Genomic DNA, 16,496 nt, shown 5'->3' on the forward strand with positions numbered 1-16,496 from the left:
GGCATAATTGCCAAGATAGGCCCAGACCTGCTCCTCGGTCGCACCTGCACCCATGACGCCCACGAGATTCAGCAACAGGCCGAATGTGACCGGCGGCTGCCCGCTGGGAACTTGACCATTGTGGATATGGTGGACCGGGTTCCCCAACCGCTTTTCAACGGGTTGGTCATGCCATTGCGCGCGGAACTGGAAATATTCGTCCACCGCTTTCGGCACAACGCCCAAATGGAGTTGCTTTGCGCTCTTTGGTTCGCGGAAGGCATAAAATGCGACGCTATTCTCGGTGCCGTATTTCAACCAATCCTCAAGCGCGAGGCCATTGCCCTTTGACTTAGAAATCTTCTCGCCTTTTTCGTCGAGGAACATTTCATAGATCAGGCTTTCGGGTGGACGCCCGCCGAGGACACGCGCAATCTTTCCGGATTGCACGCCGCTGTCGGTCAAATCTTTCCCGTACATTTCGTAATCAACGCCAAGGGCAACCCAACGCATGGCCCAATCGACCTTCCACTGCAGCTTCGCCTTACCGCCAAGGATCGACTGCGTGACAAGGTCGCCGCCATCGTCAAAGCGTATAAGGCCAGCTTCGGCATCAACAACTTCAACCGGCACCTGAAGGACAATGCCGGTCTTTTCGCTAATCGGCAGAATCGGCGAATAAGTGGCGGCGCGTTCTTTGCGCAAGGTGGGCAGCATGATGTCCATGATGCCCTGATAATTGCGCAGCACATTTTTCAATGCAGCGTCAAACGCCCCGCTTTCATATTGCGACGATGACGAGATAAATTCATAGTCAAAGCCGAATTGGTCAAGGAAATCGCGCAGCATCGCATTGTTATGCGCGGCGAAACTTTCGAACTTTTCGAACGGATCGGGAATGCGCGACAGCGGCTTGCCGAGATGTTCGGTCAGCATCGCCTGGTTCGGGACATTGTCCGGAACCTTACGCAGACCGTCCATATCGTCCGAAAATTCGATCAGCCGAGTCGGCGCGTCAGACAGGGTTGCAAAGGCGTTGCGCACCATCGTGGTGCGCAGGACTTCATTGAACGTTCCAATATGCGGAAGCCCCGATGGGCCATAGCCACATTCAAAGATGATTGCCGCGCCATCCGCCTTGCCGTTTGGATAACGTTTCAACAAACGCCGCGCCTCTTCAAAAGGCCAGGCTTTCGATGCCATTGCTATATCGCGAAGGTCAGTCACGTGTTGCTCTTTCGTTCCAAATACGACTATCAGATGTTATGGACACTCCCCTAGCCTTTCCTGCGCTCCATGCAAGCCATGCCGGCATATGGGTGGGTTCCATCGATGGTCAGGTAACAACCGTCGGCAAAGGCGAAGCGGCTGGCCGTGCGGCGGAAACGCCGATGGTCATGCTAAATGCCCCGTTGGTTGCACAGCGGCTTGGCTATCCGGATTTATCGGGCCTCGACCTGCTGGAATTGTTCGCCTTTGTTTATCCTGCCCGTTTTGCGGTTCCGACGCCGAAAGGGATGGCCAAGGCTTTGGGCATTACGCCCCCGACGACAGATCAGGACGTTCCGCAATTTCTGCTGGTGGCCGCGCGCACTTTGCTTGCCGTTCTAGATGCGCCGGACTGGGCCGAACGCGAGGGCGCTTGGGACGCAGCGCAAGCGTTGATGCGGCTGCGTTGGCCATGGTCCAACCTGATTTTGGCGCGATTGAAAAAGCCCGAAAAGCCCGAACGCTGGCTTTTTAGCCGCCTACCCGAATGGGAGGAAGCACCACCCCGCACACCGCCGCGCGTTGTTACCCTTGGCGCCGAAGCCGTGCAGCAACGGCTGGCCTCGCTTGTCGGCGGGTCCGCCGAAACACGACAGGGACAGCGCGATTTCGCGCAAGCCGCAGCCGAGATTTTTGCGCCCCGCGCGCGCAAAGGCGAACCGAATATGTTACTGGCTGAAGCCGGGACCGGTATTGGCAAGACGCTTGGATATCTGGCTCCCGCCAGCCTTTGGGCGACGGCAGCGGACGGAACCGTTTGGATTTCAACCTTTACCAAGGCGTTGCAACGCCAATTGGTCCGCGAAGCACAGCGTATTTATCCGGACTATGAAACCTTCAAATCCAAAGTAGTGGTCCGCAAGGGACGCGAAAATTATTTGTGCCTGCTGAACCTTGAAGATGCGTTGCAAGGCGGTTTTGCCGGACGTGCGGCGATCCTTGCACACCTCGTGGCGCGCTGGGCCGCGTATTCGAACGACGGGGACATGATCGGCGGCGATTTGCCCGGATGGCTGCCGACATTGTTCCGGCGCAAAGGGTCGACCGCGCTCACCGACCGGCGGGGCGAATGTATTTATGCCGGATGTCCGCACTACAAAAAATGCTTCATCGAACGCGCGTCCCGATCATCGGTTCAGGCCGAAATTGTCATCGCCAACCATGCGCTGATGATGGTCAATGCCGCGCGCGGTCGTGATGAACTCAACCGCCCCAGCCGCATCATCTTCGACGAGGGCCATCACCTTTTCGATGCTGCGGATTCGATGTTTGCGGCAGCGCTCACCGGCCAAGAAACCATCGAGCTGCGCCGCTGGGTGATTGGCCCCGAAGGCAAAGCCCGCGGCCGGCGCCGTGGTTTGTCGGCGCGCCTCGCCGATGTTGCCTCTTATGATGAAGAAGGCGGCCTTGCCATTGAGATGGCACGAATGGCGGCAGAAGCACTGCCCGGCGATGGTTGGCTGGCGCGGTTGGCAGAAGGTGCACCGTCGGGACCCATTGAACGGTTTTTGGCGGCGGTGCGCGCGATGGTGTTTGCCCGCGATGAAACCAATGCCACCGAAGGCGGCTATGGTCTGGAAACCGAACTGGCCGATCCCGACGCCGCGGTTGTCGATGCCGCCGCAGACGCAGCCGTCGCGCTGGAGGCGCTCGCGCGTCCCCTGACGGTGCTGGGGCAGCGGCTTGAGGCGATGGTGTCCGATCCCCCCGATTGGCTTGATGGCAGCGCCAGAGCCCGCGTTGAGGGCGCTATGGCGAGCTTGAGCTGGCGGATTGATACAGTCCGCGCATGGATATCGATGCTGGCGCGCGCAGTAGGCCCGGTGGATCCCGAATTTGTCGATTGGCTCGCCATTGACAGGTTCGAAGGTCGCGAAATGGACATCGGCATGCACCGGCGGTGGCTTGACCCGATGAAGCCCGTCGCGGACATCGTCCTGAAACCAAGCCACGGTGTTCTTGCCACATCCGCAACTTTGCGCAGCGGTGGCGACTGGAAAAATGCGGAGGCACGGACGGGCGCGCTGCATTTGGATAAGCCAGCCACGCATTTTTCTGCGATCAGCCCCTTTGACTATACGGCGCAGGCAGAGGTCTTAATCGTCACGGATATTAAAAAGGGCGATGCTGCGGCGTTGGCGGGGGCCTATGCCGCATTGATCAAGGCATCGGGCGGCGGCGTGCTTGGCCTGTTCACGGCAATTCGGCGTTTGCGATCAACCTATGCCCGCATTGCTGATCGTTTGGCGCGTGATGGCCTGCCGCTCTATGCCCAACATGTCGACCCGATTGACACCGGAACCTTGGTCGACATTTTCCGCGATGATCCGCACGCCAGCCTGCTGGGTACAGATGCCTTGCGCGACGGCGTAGATGTGCCGGGGCATTCGCTGCGCCTTGTCATCATGGAACAGATACCGTGGCCGCGCCCCGACATATTGCACCGCGCCCGTCGCCTCAAAAATGGCGGCATTGATTTTGATGACCGCATCATCCGCGCAAAAATGGCGCAGGCATTTGGACGCCTGATCCGCAGTGCAGACGACAAGGGGCATTTTGTTCTGCTGTCGTCCGCCGTGCCCAGCCGCCTGCTGACGGCTTTTCCGCCGGGAACGCCTGTGCGAAGGGTGACGTTGGCTGAGGCAGTCGCTTCTGTGAAAACAGGCCTTTCGCCGGATGAAAAATTGCGGCAGGACGTCAAAATCAGTCTCGATGAAAGCAACCCGTTTTGACGTTCACGCTCACCTTATTCCGTCATGCAAAATCGAGCTGGGATGACTCGGTGCCGCGGGACTTTGACCGCCCGTTAAATAAGCGCGGCGAGAAAGCTGCCGTCACGATGGGAATATGGGTGAAGCGCAACGGCCTCGTTTTCGACCATGTCGTTGCCAGCCCCGCTGTGCGTGTGATTGACACGATTGACCAGTTTGTGAAGGGCACTGGCGGACGCATGGACCCGCATTGGGACCGCCGGATATATCTGGCATCATCGGCCACGTTGATGGACGTTCTGCGTGACCAGTCGGACGAACATAAAAACCTGCTGATGGTTGGACATAATCCCGGCATGGAAGATCTGGTTTTCGATCTTTGCCCCGATGATGGCACGTCGCCGCTGCGCGACCTTGTTTGGGAAAAATATCCCACCGCCGCCATTGCGCGTATGGAACTGAATATCGACCATTGGGCGAATGTTGAGCGGTCGTGTGGGCATCTGACGCATTTCATCCGGCCGCGCGATCTTGATCCCGATCTTGGCCCGGAAGACGAATGACCCCCGTCATTTGGCGTAAGGCAGGCGTGCGTGACGCGGATGCGCTGGCGCTTCTGGGGTCCGCAACATTCCTTGCGACCTTCGCCTTTGACCATCCCGGCCAACCACTTGTCACGCATTTGCGTACCGAACACAGCCCGGAATATTATGCCAATGCCTTGGCGCAGCCCGGTGTCGATATCGTGATGGGTGAGACACCGCTTGGCGCGCCTATTGGCTATGCGATGATAACCCCGCCGTCGCACCCGGACCTGCAGCAGGATGGGGATATTGAGTTAAAGCGCATTTATTTGCTTGGACCGTGGCAAGGTGGCGGCAATGGCCGACAATTGCTTGAGCAAGCCTTTGCCATCGCGGCCGAGCGCGGCGCAAAACGCATGCTGTTGGCGGTGTACGAAAACAACGAAAAAGCGGTCGCTTTTTATGAGCGCGCCGGTTTTGCCGCGATCGGAAACACTGTCTTCATGGTCGGGGACGTCCCGTTTCGCGATATGGTCTACGCGCGGCCGCTGACCTGAACTTACGCCGCAGCAAGCGCGGATGCGAGCCGATCGCGAATGGCCCGAAGCGCCGAAACATCAAACTGTGGACCAGTGGCAGCAGGGGCTGATACAGCAACCGGCGCTGGGGCAGGAACGTCACCTGTTTCCAAAAAGCGTCTGGCGCCTTTGACCGTATATCCCTCGCTATAGAGCAACCGGTGGATAGTGTGCAGCAAGGCCACGTCATCCGGCCGATATAAACGGCGTCCACCCGCGCGGGTGAGTGGTTTCAGCATTGGGAATTGCTCTTCCCAATAACGCAAAATATGCGTCCGAACGCCCAAAACCTGCGCCATCTCACCAATGGTTCGAAATGCGTCCGCCGATTTTTCAACCATGATGGGTTATTTGACCTTTTGACGCATGCCTTGGCTGGCCCGAAATGTCAGGACCCGACGCGGCGTTATGGGCACTTCCACACCCGTTTTGGGATTACGCCCTACCCGCTGGCCTTTGTCACGCAAAACAAAGGTGCCAAAACCGGATATCTTTACATTTTCGCCATCAAGCACAGCGGTCGTCATATGATCAAGAATAGACTCAATCATCAATGCCGCGTCAGCACGCGACAAACCGATTTGACGATTAAGAATGTCCGCCAGATCGGCGCGCGTTAAAGTTCCTGTGTCTGCCATTTACGGTCTCCGGATGTACGGCCACCCCTATTCCCACAATATACAGCAGAATTTTCAATTGTAAAACGGCGATCGTTGGAAATCGCCTACATGCGAACGACAGAAGCGCCCCATGTAAAGCCACCGCCCATTGCCTCGATCACAATGACATCTCCGGCTTTAATCCGGCCGTCCCGCACGGCGACATCAAGGGCAAGCGGAACAGAAGCCGCCGAGGTGTTTGCATGCTGGTCGACCGTCAGAACAACTTTGTCGGCGTCGAGCCCAAGTTTCTTGGCGGTCGCTTCAATAATCCGGGCATTTGCCTGATGCGGGACGACCCAATCGACATCGGCAGGCGTGAGTTCTGCTTCCTCAAGAACTTCGTACAATACGCTGGTCAGGTTCGTGACCGCGTGGCGAAACACTTCGCGGCCCTTCATGCGCAACTTGCCAACCGTTCCCGTGGTGGATGGGCCGCCGTCGACATATAACAACTCGTTATGCTGGCCGTCGGCATGCAGCTTGGTGGCCAGGGCACCGCGGGTGCCAACTTCGCCCGACAGCACCACTGCGCCAGCACCATCGCCAAAAAGCACACAGGTTGTGCGGTCTTCCCAGTCCAAGATGCGGCTGAAGGTCTCTGCGCCGATCACCAATGCGTTACGCGCCGATCCTGCGCGGATCATGCTTTCCGCCACCGAAAATGCGTACAGGAACCCCGAACATACCGCAGCGACATCAAAAGCCACGCCGCCATTGCAGCCAAGCGCATGCTGCACGATGGTGGCCGATGCAGGAAATGTCTGGTCGGGAGTGGCGGTCGCCAAAATAATCAGATCAATGTCGGACGCGGCCATATTCGCCGCCTCAAGCGCGTTGCGCGACGCCTCTATCGCAAGGCTGGATGTCGTTTCATCGGGTTCAGCGATATGGCGAAATTTGATACCGGTACGTTCGGTAATCCATTCGTCGGTTGTGTCGACTTTGGCTGCAAGTTCGGCGTTTGATACGCGATTGCGCGGAAGCGCTGACCCTGTGCCTTTGATAACGGCATGAAGGGCCACAGCCGTCATTCCGCTTGCACCCGCGCCAGATCTTGCGTGATGCGCGCCGTAATATCTTCTTCCACCAGCCGCGCGGCGACTTCGACTGCGTTCGCCACGCCCTTCACGTTCGCACTTCCGTGACTTTTTACCACGACACCGTTCAGTCCCATGAAGACGGCGCCATTGTGATTATTGGGGTCAAGATGATGACGCAGCAGCTCAGTCGCCGGGCGCGACACCAGAAAGCCGAATTTTGACCGTAACGAGCTTGTAAACGCGCGGCGCAGCAGATCGGTCACGAACCGGGCAGTACCCTCGATGGACTTCAGCGCGATATTTCCCGTGAAGCCATCGCAAACGACAACGTCGCATTCGCCGCGGTTGATTTTATCCGCCTCGACAAACCCCTGAAAATCCATGTGCAGGCCCGTCGCATTGCGCAGATGCAAGGCCGCATCGCGTAGCTGATCGGTGCCTTTCATTTCTTCTGTGCCGATGTTCAAAAGCCGAACCCGCGGGCGGTCAAAACCGAAAATGATGCGGGAATAGGCTGCGCCCATGATGGCGAACTGAACAAGGTTTTTCGCTTCGCACTCGGTGTTTGCGCCCAGATCGAGCATCACCACGTCGGTGTCTTCCAGCGTCGGTAAAAGCGCAGAAAGCGCTGGCCGGTCGATGCCGGGCATGGTCCGTAACGCGAGCTTTGCGGTGGCCATGAGCGCGCCGGTATTGCCTGCGCTGACAGCAGCGCTGGCTTCTCCGGTTTTCACGGCGTTTATCGCCATGCCCATGGAGCTGGTCTTGGCCTTGCGCAAAGCTGCGCTGACCTTGTCATCCGCCGTTACGACATCGTCGGTGTGAAGGATTTCGGAGGCAGCGCGCAGATTGGGATGCTTATCAAGCGCCGCTTTGATGCGGACTTCATCCCCAACCAAAAGAAAGTTGAAACTTTCGTGCCGGTGCCGCGCCAACGCCGCACCTGCAATCATAACAGGCACGCCCTCGTCACCGCCCATCGCGTCTATGGCGATACGCGGTTTCGTGGACACCTATTATTCTCCTTTAGGAAGGATCAGGCGACTGCAACCACTTCGCGGCCATTATAATGGCCACACGCATCACACAGGTGATGCGGACGCTTCAGTTCGCCGCAATTTGGGCATTCTTGATATGCTGCAACAGTCAGCGAATCATGGCTACGACGCATGCCGCGCTTTGAAGGGGATGTTTTTCTTTTGGGGACAGCCATCTCGGCACCTGTTCCATTTCAAAATCAATAAGTTCTAGGCCATGCTAGGCGAAAGAGGTCGTCATGGCAAGCAATCGCCAGAATCAGCCTAAGTCAACCGCACATGTCTGTGTGAGCCGCGCGCTATACTTCTTTTTCCGGGCTTTGCAACCCGTGAGATAGCAGATAAGCTCCCCAGACAAACAGGGAGAGTATATATGTTGAGTTTACCCGTAACCCTTACCATCGCAGCAGGTGCCGCTTTGGTGAACATTTGGCTCATGATACGCTGTGGGCAAGCGCGGACCAAAGAAAGCGTTTCGATTGGCGATGGCGGCAGCGAATTTGTTATCCGGCGGATGCGCGCACATGCCAATTTCGTCGAGAGCGCACCATTTGTCTTGGTCCTGATCGCCGCACTTGAGGCAACGGGTGGCACGAACAACTGGCTATGGGGCCTGGGCATCGTGTATATCGTCGGTCGGCTTGCGCATGGCCTGGGCATGGACGGCGGCGCATTGGGCAAAGGACGCATGGTCGGCACGCTTACCTCCATGCTGACGCTACTCGGGCTTGCCGGATGGGCTCTCGCCCGCGTTTACACAGCGGTGCTTTAACTCACCGGGCGGCCAGCACGTCATCGGCGACAAATGCATTATGCTGTCGCTCATAACCGAACTGGCTGGTTGGTCCGTGACCGGGGATGAAGGTAACATCATCCCCCAACGGCCATAGCTTTGTCGTAATCGCATGGATGAGGTCCGCGTGGTTCCCGCGTGGAAAATCGGTGCGGCCAATAGAGCCTTGAAACAAGACGTCACCAACAATTGCAAGACGACTGGGCGCGTGATGAAAAATTACGTGCCCCGGCGTATGTCCGGGACAATGAATAACATCGAGCGTCAGATTGCCCACGGTGACCGTGTCGCCATCCACCAGCCAGCGATCTGGTTCGAACGTATGTGCTTCCATACCCCAGCGTGCGCCATCATCGTCGAGCTTTGCAATCCAGAAGCGGTCTTCTTCATGCGGCCCTTCAATCGGCAGGCCTAATTCTTTGGCGAGCATGCCGGTCTGGCCGCAATGGTCAAGATGGCCATGCGTTACCAATAGCTTTTCAAGCTCAACCCCCGTCTGCGCGACAGCGGCTTTCAACTTGTCCAGATCACCGCCCGGGTCGACAAGCGCAGCCTTGTTCGTTTCGGTACACCAAAACAGCGTACAATTTTGCTGAAGCGGCGTCACCGGAATGATGGCGGCTTTTAGGGGCGGTGCTTTGGGTGCGGCAGATGTGACGTTCGACATGCGGCACTATGTGGCCGACTGAAGCGCGCGAGGCAAGCCTTCAGAGCCGACGCCCTGCCCACACCACGCGGCCGATGACCGTAACAGTTGCGCCGTCAACATCTGGCCAGTCGGGATAATTGGGGTTGTCGGAAAGCACCGACAGTCGCCCCCGCGGCCCTTGCGCCAGGCGTTTTACCATCAACATATCGTCCAGCCGGATAACATGGATGCCATCACGCACCGCTTGGGCCGCCGCGCGGTTATCGACCATGATATCGTCACCATGGTTCAGCGTGGGTGACATCGATTCACCGTCCACGCGGATGAGAGAGAGCTTGGCTGGATCAAGTCCCATCCTGCGCAACCATTTTTCATCAAACCCGATCTTGCCGGCAAGCGCCTCCCCATCGTGCATAGCCCCGGCACCTGCAGAAGCACCGACAGCCAGCTTCGGAATGAGGCGAATTCCAGACGTCACCTCAGTGTCTGCGGATTTGCCTAACAAAACCTCATCAACACCAAAATATCGGGCCAATATGCCGCGCTCGGTCTCCGGCAACTTTTTGGGCGTTCCGCGCTTTATGAATTGCTGGATATATGCCGGATTGCGACCCACCAGCTTCGACAATCCGGCAAAATCTTCGCCGCTTTCCGAAATGAGCCGTTCCAGAGCAGCTCTTGGTTCTTCCTCCATCGTCATCCCTCCGCTTCGGTTGGAAATATCCTAGACTTGTAGGATTTATCCTATCACGTTTGTTCTATATTTGTTCTAACTGATTCGGGCAAGCAAATCCGGGTCGAACTTGGAGGAGACATTATGCATATCAAACGCCTGATTGAACGGTTTCTGCGTGATCAGGGCCTACCTCCCACCAAGTTCGGGCGCTTGGCAGCGCGCGATCCGCGACTCGTACTCGACATCAGAATGGGTCGCGAAATCCGGCCCGAAATGGAGGAAAAACTGCGCGCATTCATGTGCAGCTATAGCAAGCGATCCGACGCACAAGCGAGCCATCGACAATGACGGACCAATCATCGTCCCGCGGCCTTGTTCGTGCGCTGCAAGCGTTACTGCCCCAAGCAAGCATCACGATATTGCATGAACGGCCCTGGCACAGCCTTACATTTAGCGGTGCCCAAATATGCCTATCCGTTGCATTGCCAATAACCGCCGCAGAACAGCATTCTGCCGTCGCGCAGCTGTTGGAAGATCATGAATTTTCATTGCCGAGCCAACTGGTTGCAGACATCGCCATAACCGAGACCGCGATATTCGACGGCCAATACCGCCTGATTATCGATGCGCTGTTACTGGATGACTAGCGCCCGCCGGCATGAATGCGATGCAGCGACGCAAGCGCAGCGGCAAGGGCAGAATCGAGGTCGTCATCTTGCACGGCTTCGCGTGGCACGGCCTCCAAAACGGGGCCGCGCATGGGATGAAATTCAGCAACGGCGGCGTGATGTTTTGTGACCGCCGGTGCAACCCCTTCCGAAATTGCAGGGCCGGGTTCGTCGCCATAGGCGGCATCAGCCGACAAGTCAGCTGCAACGGCTTCGAGCTCAGCCAGCTTCTGACGGCGCAACGCGACTGCGGCTTCCAATTGCCCGACCATCTCCGCAATGCCTGGCTGACCGTCGGCGTATTCCGGTGCCGCTTCAACGTGCTGTTCTGCCTCCTGCGGCGGCTGCGGTTCGAACAAATACTCTTCGGAAAGCTCCAGCGGAGGCAAATCTTGCGAGGCGACCAACAGCCGCCGCGCGGGGGCATCCGGATGAACGTCGCCAATACGCAACGTCGGTAAATCACCAAGCTCTCGAATATCGTCGACGCCTTCGTTCCATGGCATGTGGGCGCGCAATGTCTCGGCCATGTCGCCGTCCTGCTGCGCTGCGGCGTCGCACATGCCGACATCGTTCGCGGTCGGGCGGACCAGAGTGCCTTCTCCGCGTAACAAAAGATAGGATAAGACAGCCAGTGTCATTGCCCCTGTAGCAAATGCAACAAAGGCGCGCGCGGCATCGCCTAACGGCGCCCCAGCAGCAGGTATAAGATCGGATAGTCCCGACAATCGCGCGACACCCTCAAGCAGCGAAACGGGCACAAGCATCGTCGTCACCGCTACCAAAGCTGCGCCTGCCATAGCCATGGCAAGCGCAGCTGTCTGGCCATTGGGTAGTATGCTACGCATTGTCAGTCCTGCTTTTAAGCCAAGCCTCAGGCGGCTTTAGCGGTTCCATTGTGCTGTAACAGCGAATGGTAAACAGGATCGTAACGATAAACATTGGCGTGCCAGCTGCACCCTGTCGCCACGAAATGCCGCGCCCTTTGCCGCATTGCATCCCATGGGCCGCGGTTGCAAAGGCGCGAATATTCTACGGCGTGACCCGCCCCGGTTTTCGAACATGTCGCATGCCAAAAGGTTGTTAAGCGGCACATTCGGCCTTACACATGAAACATGACAGCAAAATCAGCACCGGTAATTCAGCGCATTCAACCAGACGCGGTCATTCCACGGTTCCAATATTATTGGGACGCAACAGTGTCATGGGTTCAGGGCAATGTTTTTGAACTGAGCCTAGCCATTGGCATGGCCATTATCGTTTTCGCCGCGCTCAGCTGGTTGAAACGCATTGCGTCCAAAATTGCGCGTGAAAGCGAACATCGCGCGCATGTAAAATCAATCATCGCGCGCACATTGGCGCGCACGAGCAAGTTTTTCCGGATCATGGTGTCGATTGAACTGGTGAACCAGATTGCCAATGCACCCGAGGCGTTGGCCCATGCCATCGATATTTTATTCACCATCGCGATCGCTGTGCAGGTGGCCATATGGATGCGCGAAATCATATTGGGCTTGATTGAACGGCGCGCCGGTGAAGGGCTGCAGGAACATGAGACGCTGCAAAGTGCGATGGTCTTAATCCGGTTGCTCGTCAGCTTTGCTTTGTTCGCCGTTGCGGCAATCGTCATTCTCGACAATCTGGGCGTTAACGTCACTGGCCTTGTTGCTGGTTTAGGCGTTGGCGGCATTGCCATTGGCCTTGCTGCCCAAGGGATTTTCTCCGACCTGTTTGCTGCCATATCGATCATTTTTGATAAGCCATTCCGCCGCGGCGACACGGTGTCTTATGACAATACCGTTGCCCGGGTCGAAGTCATCGGCATGAAAAGCACAAGGCTGCGCGCGCTGACGGGTGAAGAGAAGATAATCTCCAACAGCAAATTGCTTGAGAAGGAAATCACGAACAATACGCTAACGCTCTATCGCCGGGTCACCTTCGTCCTGACACTTGTGTACCAAACCCCGCCCGCCCTTGCGAAGCGGATCCCGGAAATTTTGCGTGAAGTTGTCGAAAGCAATGGCGCGCAGTTTATCCGCGCTGGGTTCAATAACTTTGCCGCAAGCTCGCTCGATTTCCATCTCGTTTTCGATATCGAAAGCGATGATGTGGAGGTTATGTTTCGGGCGCGGCATGACATTGGCATTGCCATCATCGACCGGTTCGCCCGTGAAGGCATTTCCTTTGCCTATCCCACACAAACGACATTCACCGCAGCCCCCGATGGCCATATGGTCATGCCTTATGCGCCGCCTGCTCCTGCGCCCAAAGCCTGATTCGCGGATGCGGGGTTGCTGGGGCGCAAGCTTGCCGTAACGGCAAATCGCCGGGGCTTGTATTGAACGTTCGAAACCGCCACGGTGCGGCCAAATAGTTTGCAGGAGACACACCCATGACCACTATTACCCCAGCTGAATTTGCGACCAAGGTCGGCGAAAAAATCGGCACGTCTGAATGGATTTTGGTTGATCAGGAGATGATCAACAAATTTGCAGATGCAACCGGTGACCACCAGTTCATCCATATCAACGAAGAAATGGCCAAGATGACACCGTTCGGTGGCACCATTGCGCATGGATTTCTGACCCTGTCGCTCTTTCCCGTACTCAGCGCAAAGTCCGATTGCCCCAAGATCGAAGGCGTCAAAATGGGCGTCAACTATGGTGGCAACAAAACGCGTTTTCTGGCTCCTGTCCGTTCGGGCAAGCGGGTACGCGGACATTTCAAGCTTCTGGAACTCGTTGAAAAGCGCCCTGGCCAATGGCAGCAGACGCTTGAGTTCACCGTCGAGATTGAGGGTGAAGACAAACCAGCACTTCAGGCTGAATGGATCAGCCAGTTTTTCGTATAATTTTCAATTCAAGGAACTATTACCATGCGTGACGCAGTAATCGTATCAACCGCCCGTACCGCCATCGGCAAAGCCTATCGTGGTGGATTTAACGCAACGCTCGGGCCAACGCTCGGCAGCTATTCGTTGAAGGCTGCCGTTGAGCGCGCCGGCATTGAAGGCGGCGAAATTGATGACGTCCTTTGGGGCTCCGCGCTTCAGCAAGGCACACAGGGCGGAAATCTTGCACGTCAGGTTGCGTTGCGCGCTGGCCTGCCGATTTCTGTTTCGGGCATGACCATGGATCGCCAATGTTCGTCGGGCCTGATGTCCATCGCAACTGCAGCCAAGCAAATCATCGTCGACAATGTCGATGTGATGGCAGCTGGTGGTCAGGAATCGATCTCGCTGGTGCAAACCAAGGAAATGCGCGTTCAGGCCGACCCTGAACTGGTTGCCCTGCACAATTCGATTTACATGCCGATGCTTCAAACCGCTGAAGTCGTGGCCAAGCGCTATAACATCAGCCGCGATGTGATGGACGAATACGCCCTGCAATCGCAGCAGCGCACCGCAGCTGCTCAAGCAGCCGGTTACTTCGATGCTGAAATCGTCCCCGTGACCACGATGATGAATGTCGTGAACAAGGAAACGGGCGAAGTCAGCCAGAAGGAAGTCACGATTGCCAAGGACGAAGGCAATCGCGCCGATACGCAGCTGGCAGGTTTGCAATCGCTTCAGCCCGTGCTTGGTCCAGATATGACCATCACGGCCGGTAACGCCAGCCAGTTGTCCGACGGTTCTTCCGCGTCCATCTTGATGGAAGCCAAGGTCGCCGAGAAAAAGGGTCTGAACCCGCTTGGCCGTTATGTCGGCATGGCCGTTGCAGGCACAGAGCCAGACGAAATGGGCATTGGCCCCGTGTTCGCAATTCCAAAATTGCTTCAGCGCTTTGGTCTGAAGATGGACGACATCGGTATCTGGGAATTGAACGAAGCATTTGCTGTTCAAGTTCTGTACTGCCGCGACAAGCTTGGCATTCCAAACGAGTTGCTGAACGTCAATGGCGGATCGATCTCCATCGGTCACCCCTATGGCATGACGGGCGCACGTTGCGTCGGCCATACATTGATCGAAGGCAAGCGTCGCGGTGCCAAATATGGCGTCGTCACCATGTGCGTTGGCGGCGGCATGGGCGCAGCCGGCCTTTTTGAAATTTTCTAAGAACGAAACGGAGCAGCCGCATGTCAGCTATTGGTGTCATCGCAACTTTAACCGTCGCCGAAGGCAAAAACGAAGCCTTTGAGGCTGTGTTTGCAGAGCTTGCGGCTGCCGTTCGGGCCAATGAACCGGGGAACCTATTTTATACGTTGACCCGGTCACGGTCGAACCCACAGGTCTACAAAGTGCTTGAGCAATATGTCGATCAGGATGCGCTCACCGCACATGGCAGCAGCGACTATTTCAAAGCCGCTGGTCCAAAGCTTGGCGCATGCCTCGCGGGCGCACCTGAGGTTGAGTATCTCGACGCGCTATAAGGCGCGCCTGCTGCTTTGATCCGCGTGCGATGGTGAAATGGCCATCCACCGGCCAGCGTTCGACGGTGCAGTGATGTGCAATGTCATGAGCGCGACATCGCACCAATGGCGCTAGCCATTGTGGCTGACAATCCAGTCTTCGACGACAGGTGCAATTTTTTCGCGCCATTTGCTGCCGTTGAAGATGCCATAATGGCCAACTTCTGGCGCCATATGATATTTTTTGAGCCCGTCGGGCAAAGCGGTTGCAATGTTGAGGGCTGCCTTGGTTTGCCCAAGGCCGCTGATGTCGTCCCGTTCACCTTCAATAGCCAGCAGGCCGATGTCCGTAATCGCACCGGGATCAACGAGCTTGCCGCGATAGTTGAATTCGCCCTTGGGCAACAAATGACGCTGAAATACGGTATCTACGGTCTGTAGATAGAATTCCGCCGTCATGTCGCAGACGGAGCGATATTCGTCGTAAAATTCTTTGTGCCGATCCGCGCTTTCGCCGTCGCCTTTGACGAGGTCGGAGAACATTGACCAATGGCTGATCATATGGTTGCCCAGATTCATCGACATAAAGCCATTAAGCTGCAGAAAACCCGGATATACCCGACGTCCCGACCCTTTATAATAAGGCGGGACGGTCGCAATGACATTTTGCACGAACCATTCATGCGGGCGGCGTGTGGCGTGGTCGTTGACCGCCGTCGGCGCTTCGCGGGTGTCGATTGGACCGCCCATCATCGTCAAGGTGCGTGGCCGCAACGGATGATCCTTCGCGCTCATCACTGCAGCAGCGGCATAAGCTGGAACAGAGGGCTGGCACACTGCCAACATATGGGCACCGCGTCCGCCGGCATCAGGGCCGATGAATTCCAGCCATTCGATGAGATAATCGATGTAGGTTTCAAGATCGAAACCGCCACCCGTCAACGGCACATCGCGCGCATCTTTCCAGTCGGTGATGTAGACATCATGCGTTGGAATCATGCGCTCGACCGTTCCGCGCAACAGCGTCGCGAAATGCCCAGACATCGGCGCGCAAATCAGCAGCCGCGGCTTCGCGCTGCTGCCTTCATATACGAACCGCTTCAGCTGCCCAAAGGGCTTGCGTGCCAAATTCTCTTCTTGAACCGGCAACGCCTTGCCATCGACAGTAACATTATCCAATCCGAATGCTGGCTTTCCGCGTGGCAAAACCGAATGCGCGAACACATCCAATGCCGACGCCGCGATGGGTGCAAGACCGCCCACACTAAATGGCCCAGTGAAATTCTTAAGCACATCTGCCTGCGCCTGTGCAATTTTTCCCGCACCTGCTAACCAGCTCCGTTGCATATCATAACCGGTATAAAGCATCTGCAATCCTTAGATTTCCGTCTTTCTACCCCGAAAAATAGGGCATTCTTATGGAAGTCATAATCGTTTATTGTGCATTGCACCATAGAAAAAGGCATCCGCATCATCTGTCGCGCATTGTTCCCGCTTCGGCGCACTGCTAGGCGGACCGAATGACGAACGAAATTTCCGACATTCCGACAACGCCTACAGCCG

General features: G+C 56.6%; 20 protein-coding genes. 10 read left to right on the plus strand and 10 right to left on the minus strand.

Annotated features, from left to right (window positions below):
• On the minus strand, positions 1–1,182 hold a 1,182-nt coding region (locus ACIQ5B_RS05840; RefSeq protein WP_397598201.1), incomplete at its 3' end, for a lysine--tRNA ligase.
• 62 nt (positions 1,183–1,244) lie between these two features.
• Between ACIQ5B_RS05840 and ACIQ5B_RS05845 the strand changes: the two genes are divergently transcribed.
• Genes ACIQ5B_RS05845 through ACIQ5B_RS05855 form a run of 3 tightly spaced genes read left to right on the plus strand, consistent with a single transcriptional unit; the run spans position 1,245 to position 5,040 of the window.
• On the plus strand, positions 1,245–3,980 hold the full coding sequence (locus ACIQ5B_RS05845; RefSeq protein ID WP_397598202.1) for an ATP-dependent DNA helicase: 2,736 nt from the start codon (positions 1,245–1,247) through the stop codon (positions 3,978–3,980).
• On the plus strand, positions 3,977–4,522 hold the full coding sequence (locus ACIQ5B_RS05850) for a SixA phosphatase family protein (RefSeq protein ID WP_397598203.1): 546 nt from the start codon (positions 3,977–3,979) through the stop codon (positions 4,520–4,522). Before ACIQ5B_RS05845 ends, ACIQ5B_RS05850 begins: the two co-directional genes overlap by 4 nt.
• Entirely contained in the window at positions 4,519–5,040 is a 522-nt protein-coding gene (locus ACIQ5B_RS05855; RefSeq protein ID WP_397598204.1) for a GNAT family N-acetyltransferase, read from the plus strand. Before ACIQ5B_RS05850 ends, ACIQ5B_RS05855 begins: the two co-directional genes overlap by 4 nt.
• Positions 5,041–5,042: 2 nt before the next feature.
• Here the strand turns inward: ACIQ5B_RS05855 and ACIQ5B_RS05860 are convergent, their stop codons facing one another.
• The 5 genes from ACIQ5B_RS05860 to rpmF all read right to left on the minus strand — a co-directional run bounded on the left by ACIQ5B_RS05860 (position 5,043) and on the right by rpmF (position 7,976).
• Entirely contained in the window at positions 5,043–5,402 is a 360-nt protein-coding gene (locus ACIQ5B_RS05860) for a MerR family transcriptional regulator (RefSeq protein ID WP_397598205.1), read from the minus strand.
• Between the two features lie 6 nt (positions 5,403–5,408).
• On the minus strand, positions 5,409–5,699 hold the full coding sequence (locus ACIQ5B_RS05865; protein ID WP_397598206.1) for an integration host factor subunit alpha: 291 nt from the start codon (positions 5,697–5,699) through the stop codon (positions 5,409–5,411).
• 86 nt (positions 5,700–5,785) lie between these two features.
• Entirely contained in the window at positions 5,786–6,754 is a 969-nt protein-coding gene (locus ACIQ5B_RS05870; protein ID WP_397598207.1) for a beta-ketoacyl-ACP synthase III, read from the minus strand.
• On the minus strand, positions 6,751–7,776 hold the full coding sequence (gene plsX / locus ACIQ5B_RS05875; RefSeq protein ID WP_183941904.1) for a phosphate acyltransferase PlsX: 1,026 nt from the start codon (positions 7,774–7,776) through the stop codon (positions 6,751–6,753). Before plsX ends, ACIQ5B_RS05870 begins: the two co-directional genes overlap by 4 nt.
• Positions 7,777–7,799: 23 nt before the next feature.
• Positions 7,800–7,976, minus strand: a complete 177-nt coding sequence (gene rpmF, locus ACIQ5B_RS05880) for a 50S ribosomal protein L32 (RefSeq protein ID WP_183941905.1) — start codon at positions 7,974–7,976, stop codon at positions 7,800–7,802.
• A gap of 197 nt (positions 7,977–8,173) precedes the next feature.
• Here rpmF and ACIQ5B_RS05885 point away from each other — a divergent pair, with 197 nt between their 5' ends.
• Positions 8,174–8,572 carry an MAPEG family protein gene (locus ACIQ5B_RS05885; protein WP_183941906.1) on the plus strand — a complete coding sequence of 133 codons (399 nt, stop codon included), beginning with the start codon at positions 8,174–8,176 and terminating at the stop codon, positions 8,570–8,572.
• 1 nt (position 8,573) lies between these two features.
• On the opposite strand, the gene ACIQ5B_RS05890 is transcribed toward ACIQ5B_RS05885, so the two are convergent.
• The gene (locus tag ACIQ5B_RS05890) at positions 8,574–9,260 is read right to left on the minus strand and encodes an MBL fold metallo-hydrolase (protein WP_397598208.1); all 687 of its coding nucleotides are present in this window, start codon (positions 9,258–9,260) and stop codon (positions 8,574–8,576) included.
• Positions 9,261–9,300: 40 nt separating this feature from the next.
• Positions 9,301–9,942: a helix-turn-helix transcriptional regulator gene (locus ACIQ5B_RS05895; protein WP_397598209.1), complete on the minus strand. Its 642-nt coding sequence runs from the start codon at positions 9,940–9,942 to the stop codon at positions 9,301–9,303.
• 117 nt (positions 9,943–10,059) lie between these two features.
• On the opposite strand from ACIQ5B_RS05895, the gene ACIQ5B_RS05900 reads away from it, so the two are divergent.
• Positions 10,060–10,266 carry a hypothetical protein gene (locus tag ACIQ5B_RS05900; protein ID WP_397598210.1) on the plus strand — a complete coding sequence of 69 codons (207 nt, stop codon included), beginning with the start codon at positions 10,060–10,062 and terminating at the stop codon, positions 10,264–10,266.
• Positions 10,263–10,565 (plus strand): hypothetical protein, encoded by a 303-nt coding sequence (locus ACIQ5B_RS05905; RefSeq protein ID WP_397598211.1) that lies wholly within the window; start codon positions 10,263–10,265, stop codon positions 10,563–10,565. Before ACIQ5B_RS05900 ends, ACIQ5B_RS05905 begins: the two co-directional genes overlap by 4 nt.
• Here the strand turns inward: ACIQ5B_RS05905 and ACIQ5B_RS05910 are convergent.
• Positions 10,562–11,434, minus strand: a complete 873-nt coding sequence (locus ACIQ5B_RS05910; RefSeq protein WP_397598212.1) for a hypothetical protein — start codon at positions 11,432–11,434, stop codon at positions 10,562–10,564. The two genes, ACIQ5B_RS05905 and ACIQ5B_RS05910, sit on opposite strands and share 4 nt — an antisense overlap.
• Before the next feature lie 267 nt (positions 11,435–11,701).
• Here ACIQ5B_RS05910 and ACIQ5B_RS05915 point away from each other — a divergent pair, with 267 nt between their 5' ends.
• The 4 genes from ACIQ5B_RS05915 (at position 11,702) to ACIQ5B_RS05930 (ending at position 14,954) form a co-directional block, all read left to right on the plus strand.
• On the plus strand, positions 11,702–12,862 hold the full coding sequence (locus ACIQ5B_RS05915) for a mechanosensitive ion channel family protein (protein ID WP_397598213.1): 1,161 nt from the start codon (positions 11,702–11,704) through the stop codon (positions 12,860–12,862).
• 116 nt (positions 12,863–12,978) lie between these two features.
• Positions 12,979–13,437: a MaoC family dehydratase gene (locus ACIQ5B_RS05920; RefSeq protein WP_397577635.1), complete on the plus strand. Its 459-nt coding sequence runs from the start codon at positions 12,979–12,981 to the stop codon at positions 13,435–13,437.
• A gap of 24 nt (positions 13,438–13,461) precedes the next feature.
• Positions 13,462–14,640, plus strand: a complete 1,179-nt coding sequence (locus ACIQ5B_RS05925; protein WP_397598214.1) for an acetyl-CoA C-acyltransferase — start codon at positions 13,462–13,464, stop codon at positions 14,638–14,640.
• A gap of 20 nt (positions 14,641–14,660) precedes the next feature.
• Entirely contained in the window at positions 14,661–14,954 is a 294-nt protein-coding gene (locus ACIQ5B_RS05930) for a putative quinol monooxygenase (RefSeq protein ID WP_397575859.1), read from the plus strand.
• Between the two features lie 111 nt (positions 14,955–15,065).
• Here ACIQ5B_RS05930 and ACIQ5B_RS05935 read toward each other — a convergent pair whose 3' ends face one another.
• Positions 15,066–16,301, minus strand: a complete 1,236-nt coding sequence (locus ACIQ5B_RS05935; protein WP_397575860.1) for a polyhydroxyalkanoate depolymerase — start codon at positions 16,299–16,301, stop codon at positions 15,066–15,068.
• Positions 16,302–16,496: the final 195 nt, after the last annotated feature.

Origin of the sequence: Sphingorhabdus sp. (assembly GCF_044374345.1) — a bacterium.
GTDB lineage: Bacteria > Pseudomonadota > Alphaproteobacteria > Sphingomonadales > Sphingomonadaceae > Sphingorhabdus_B.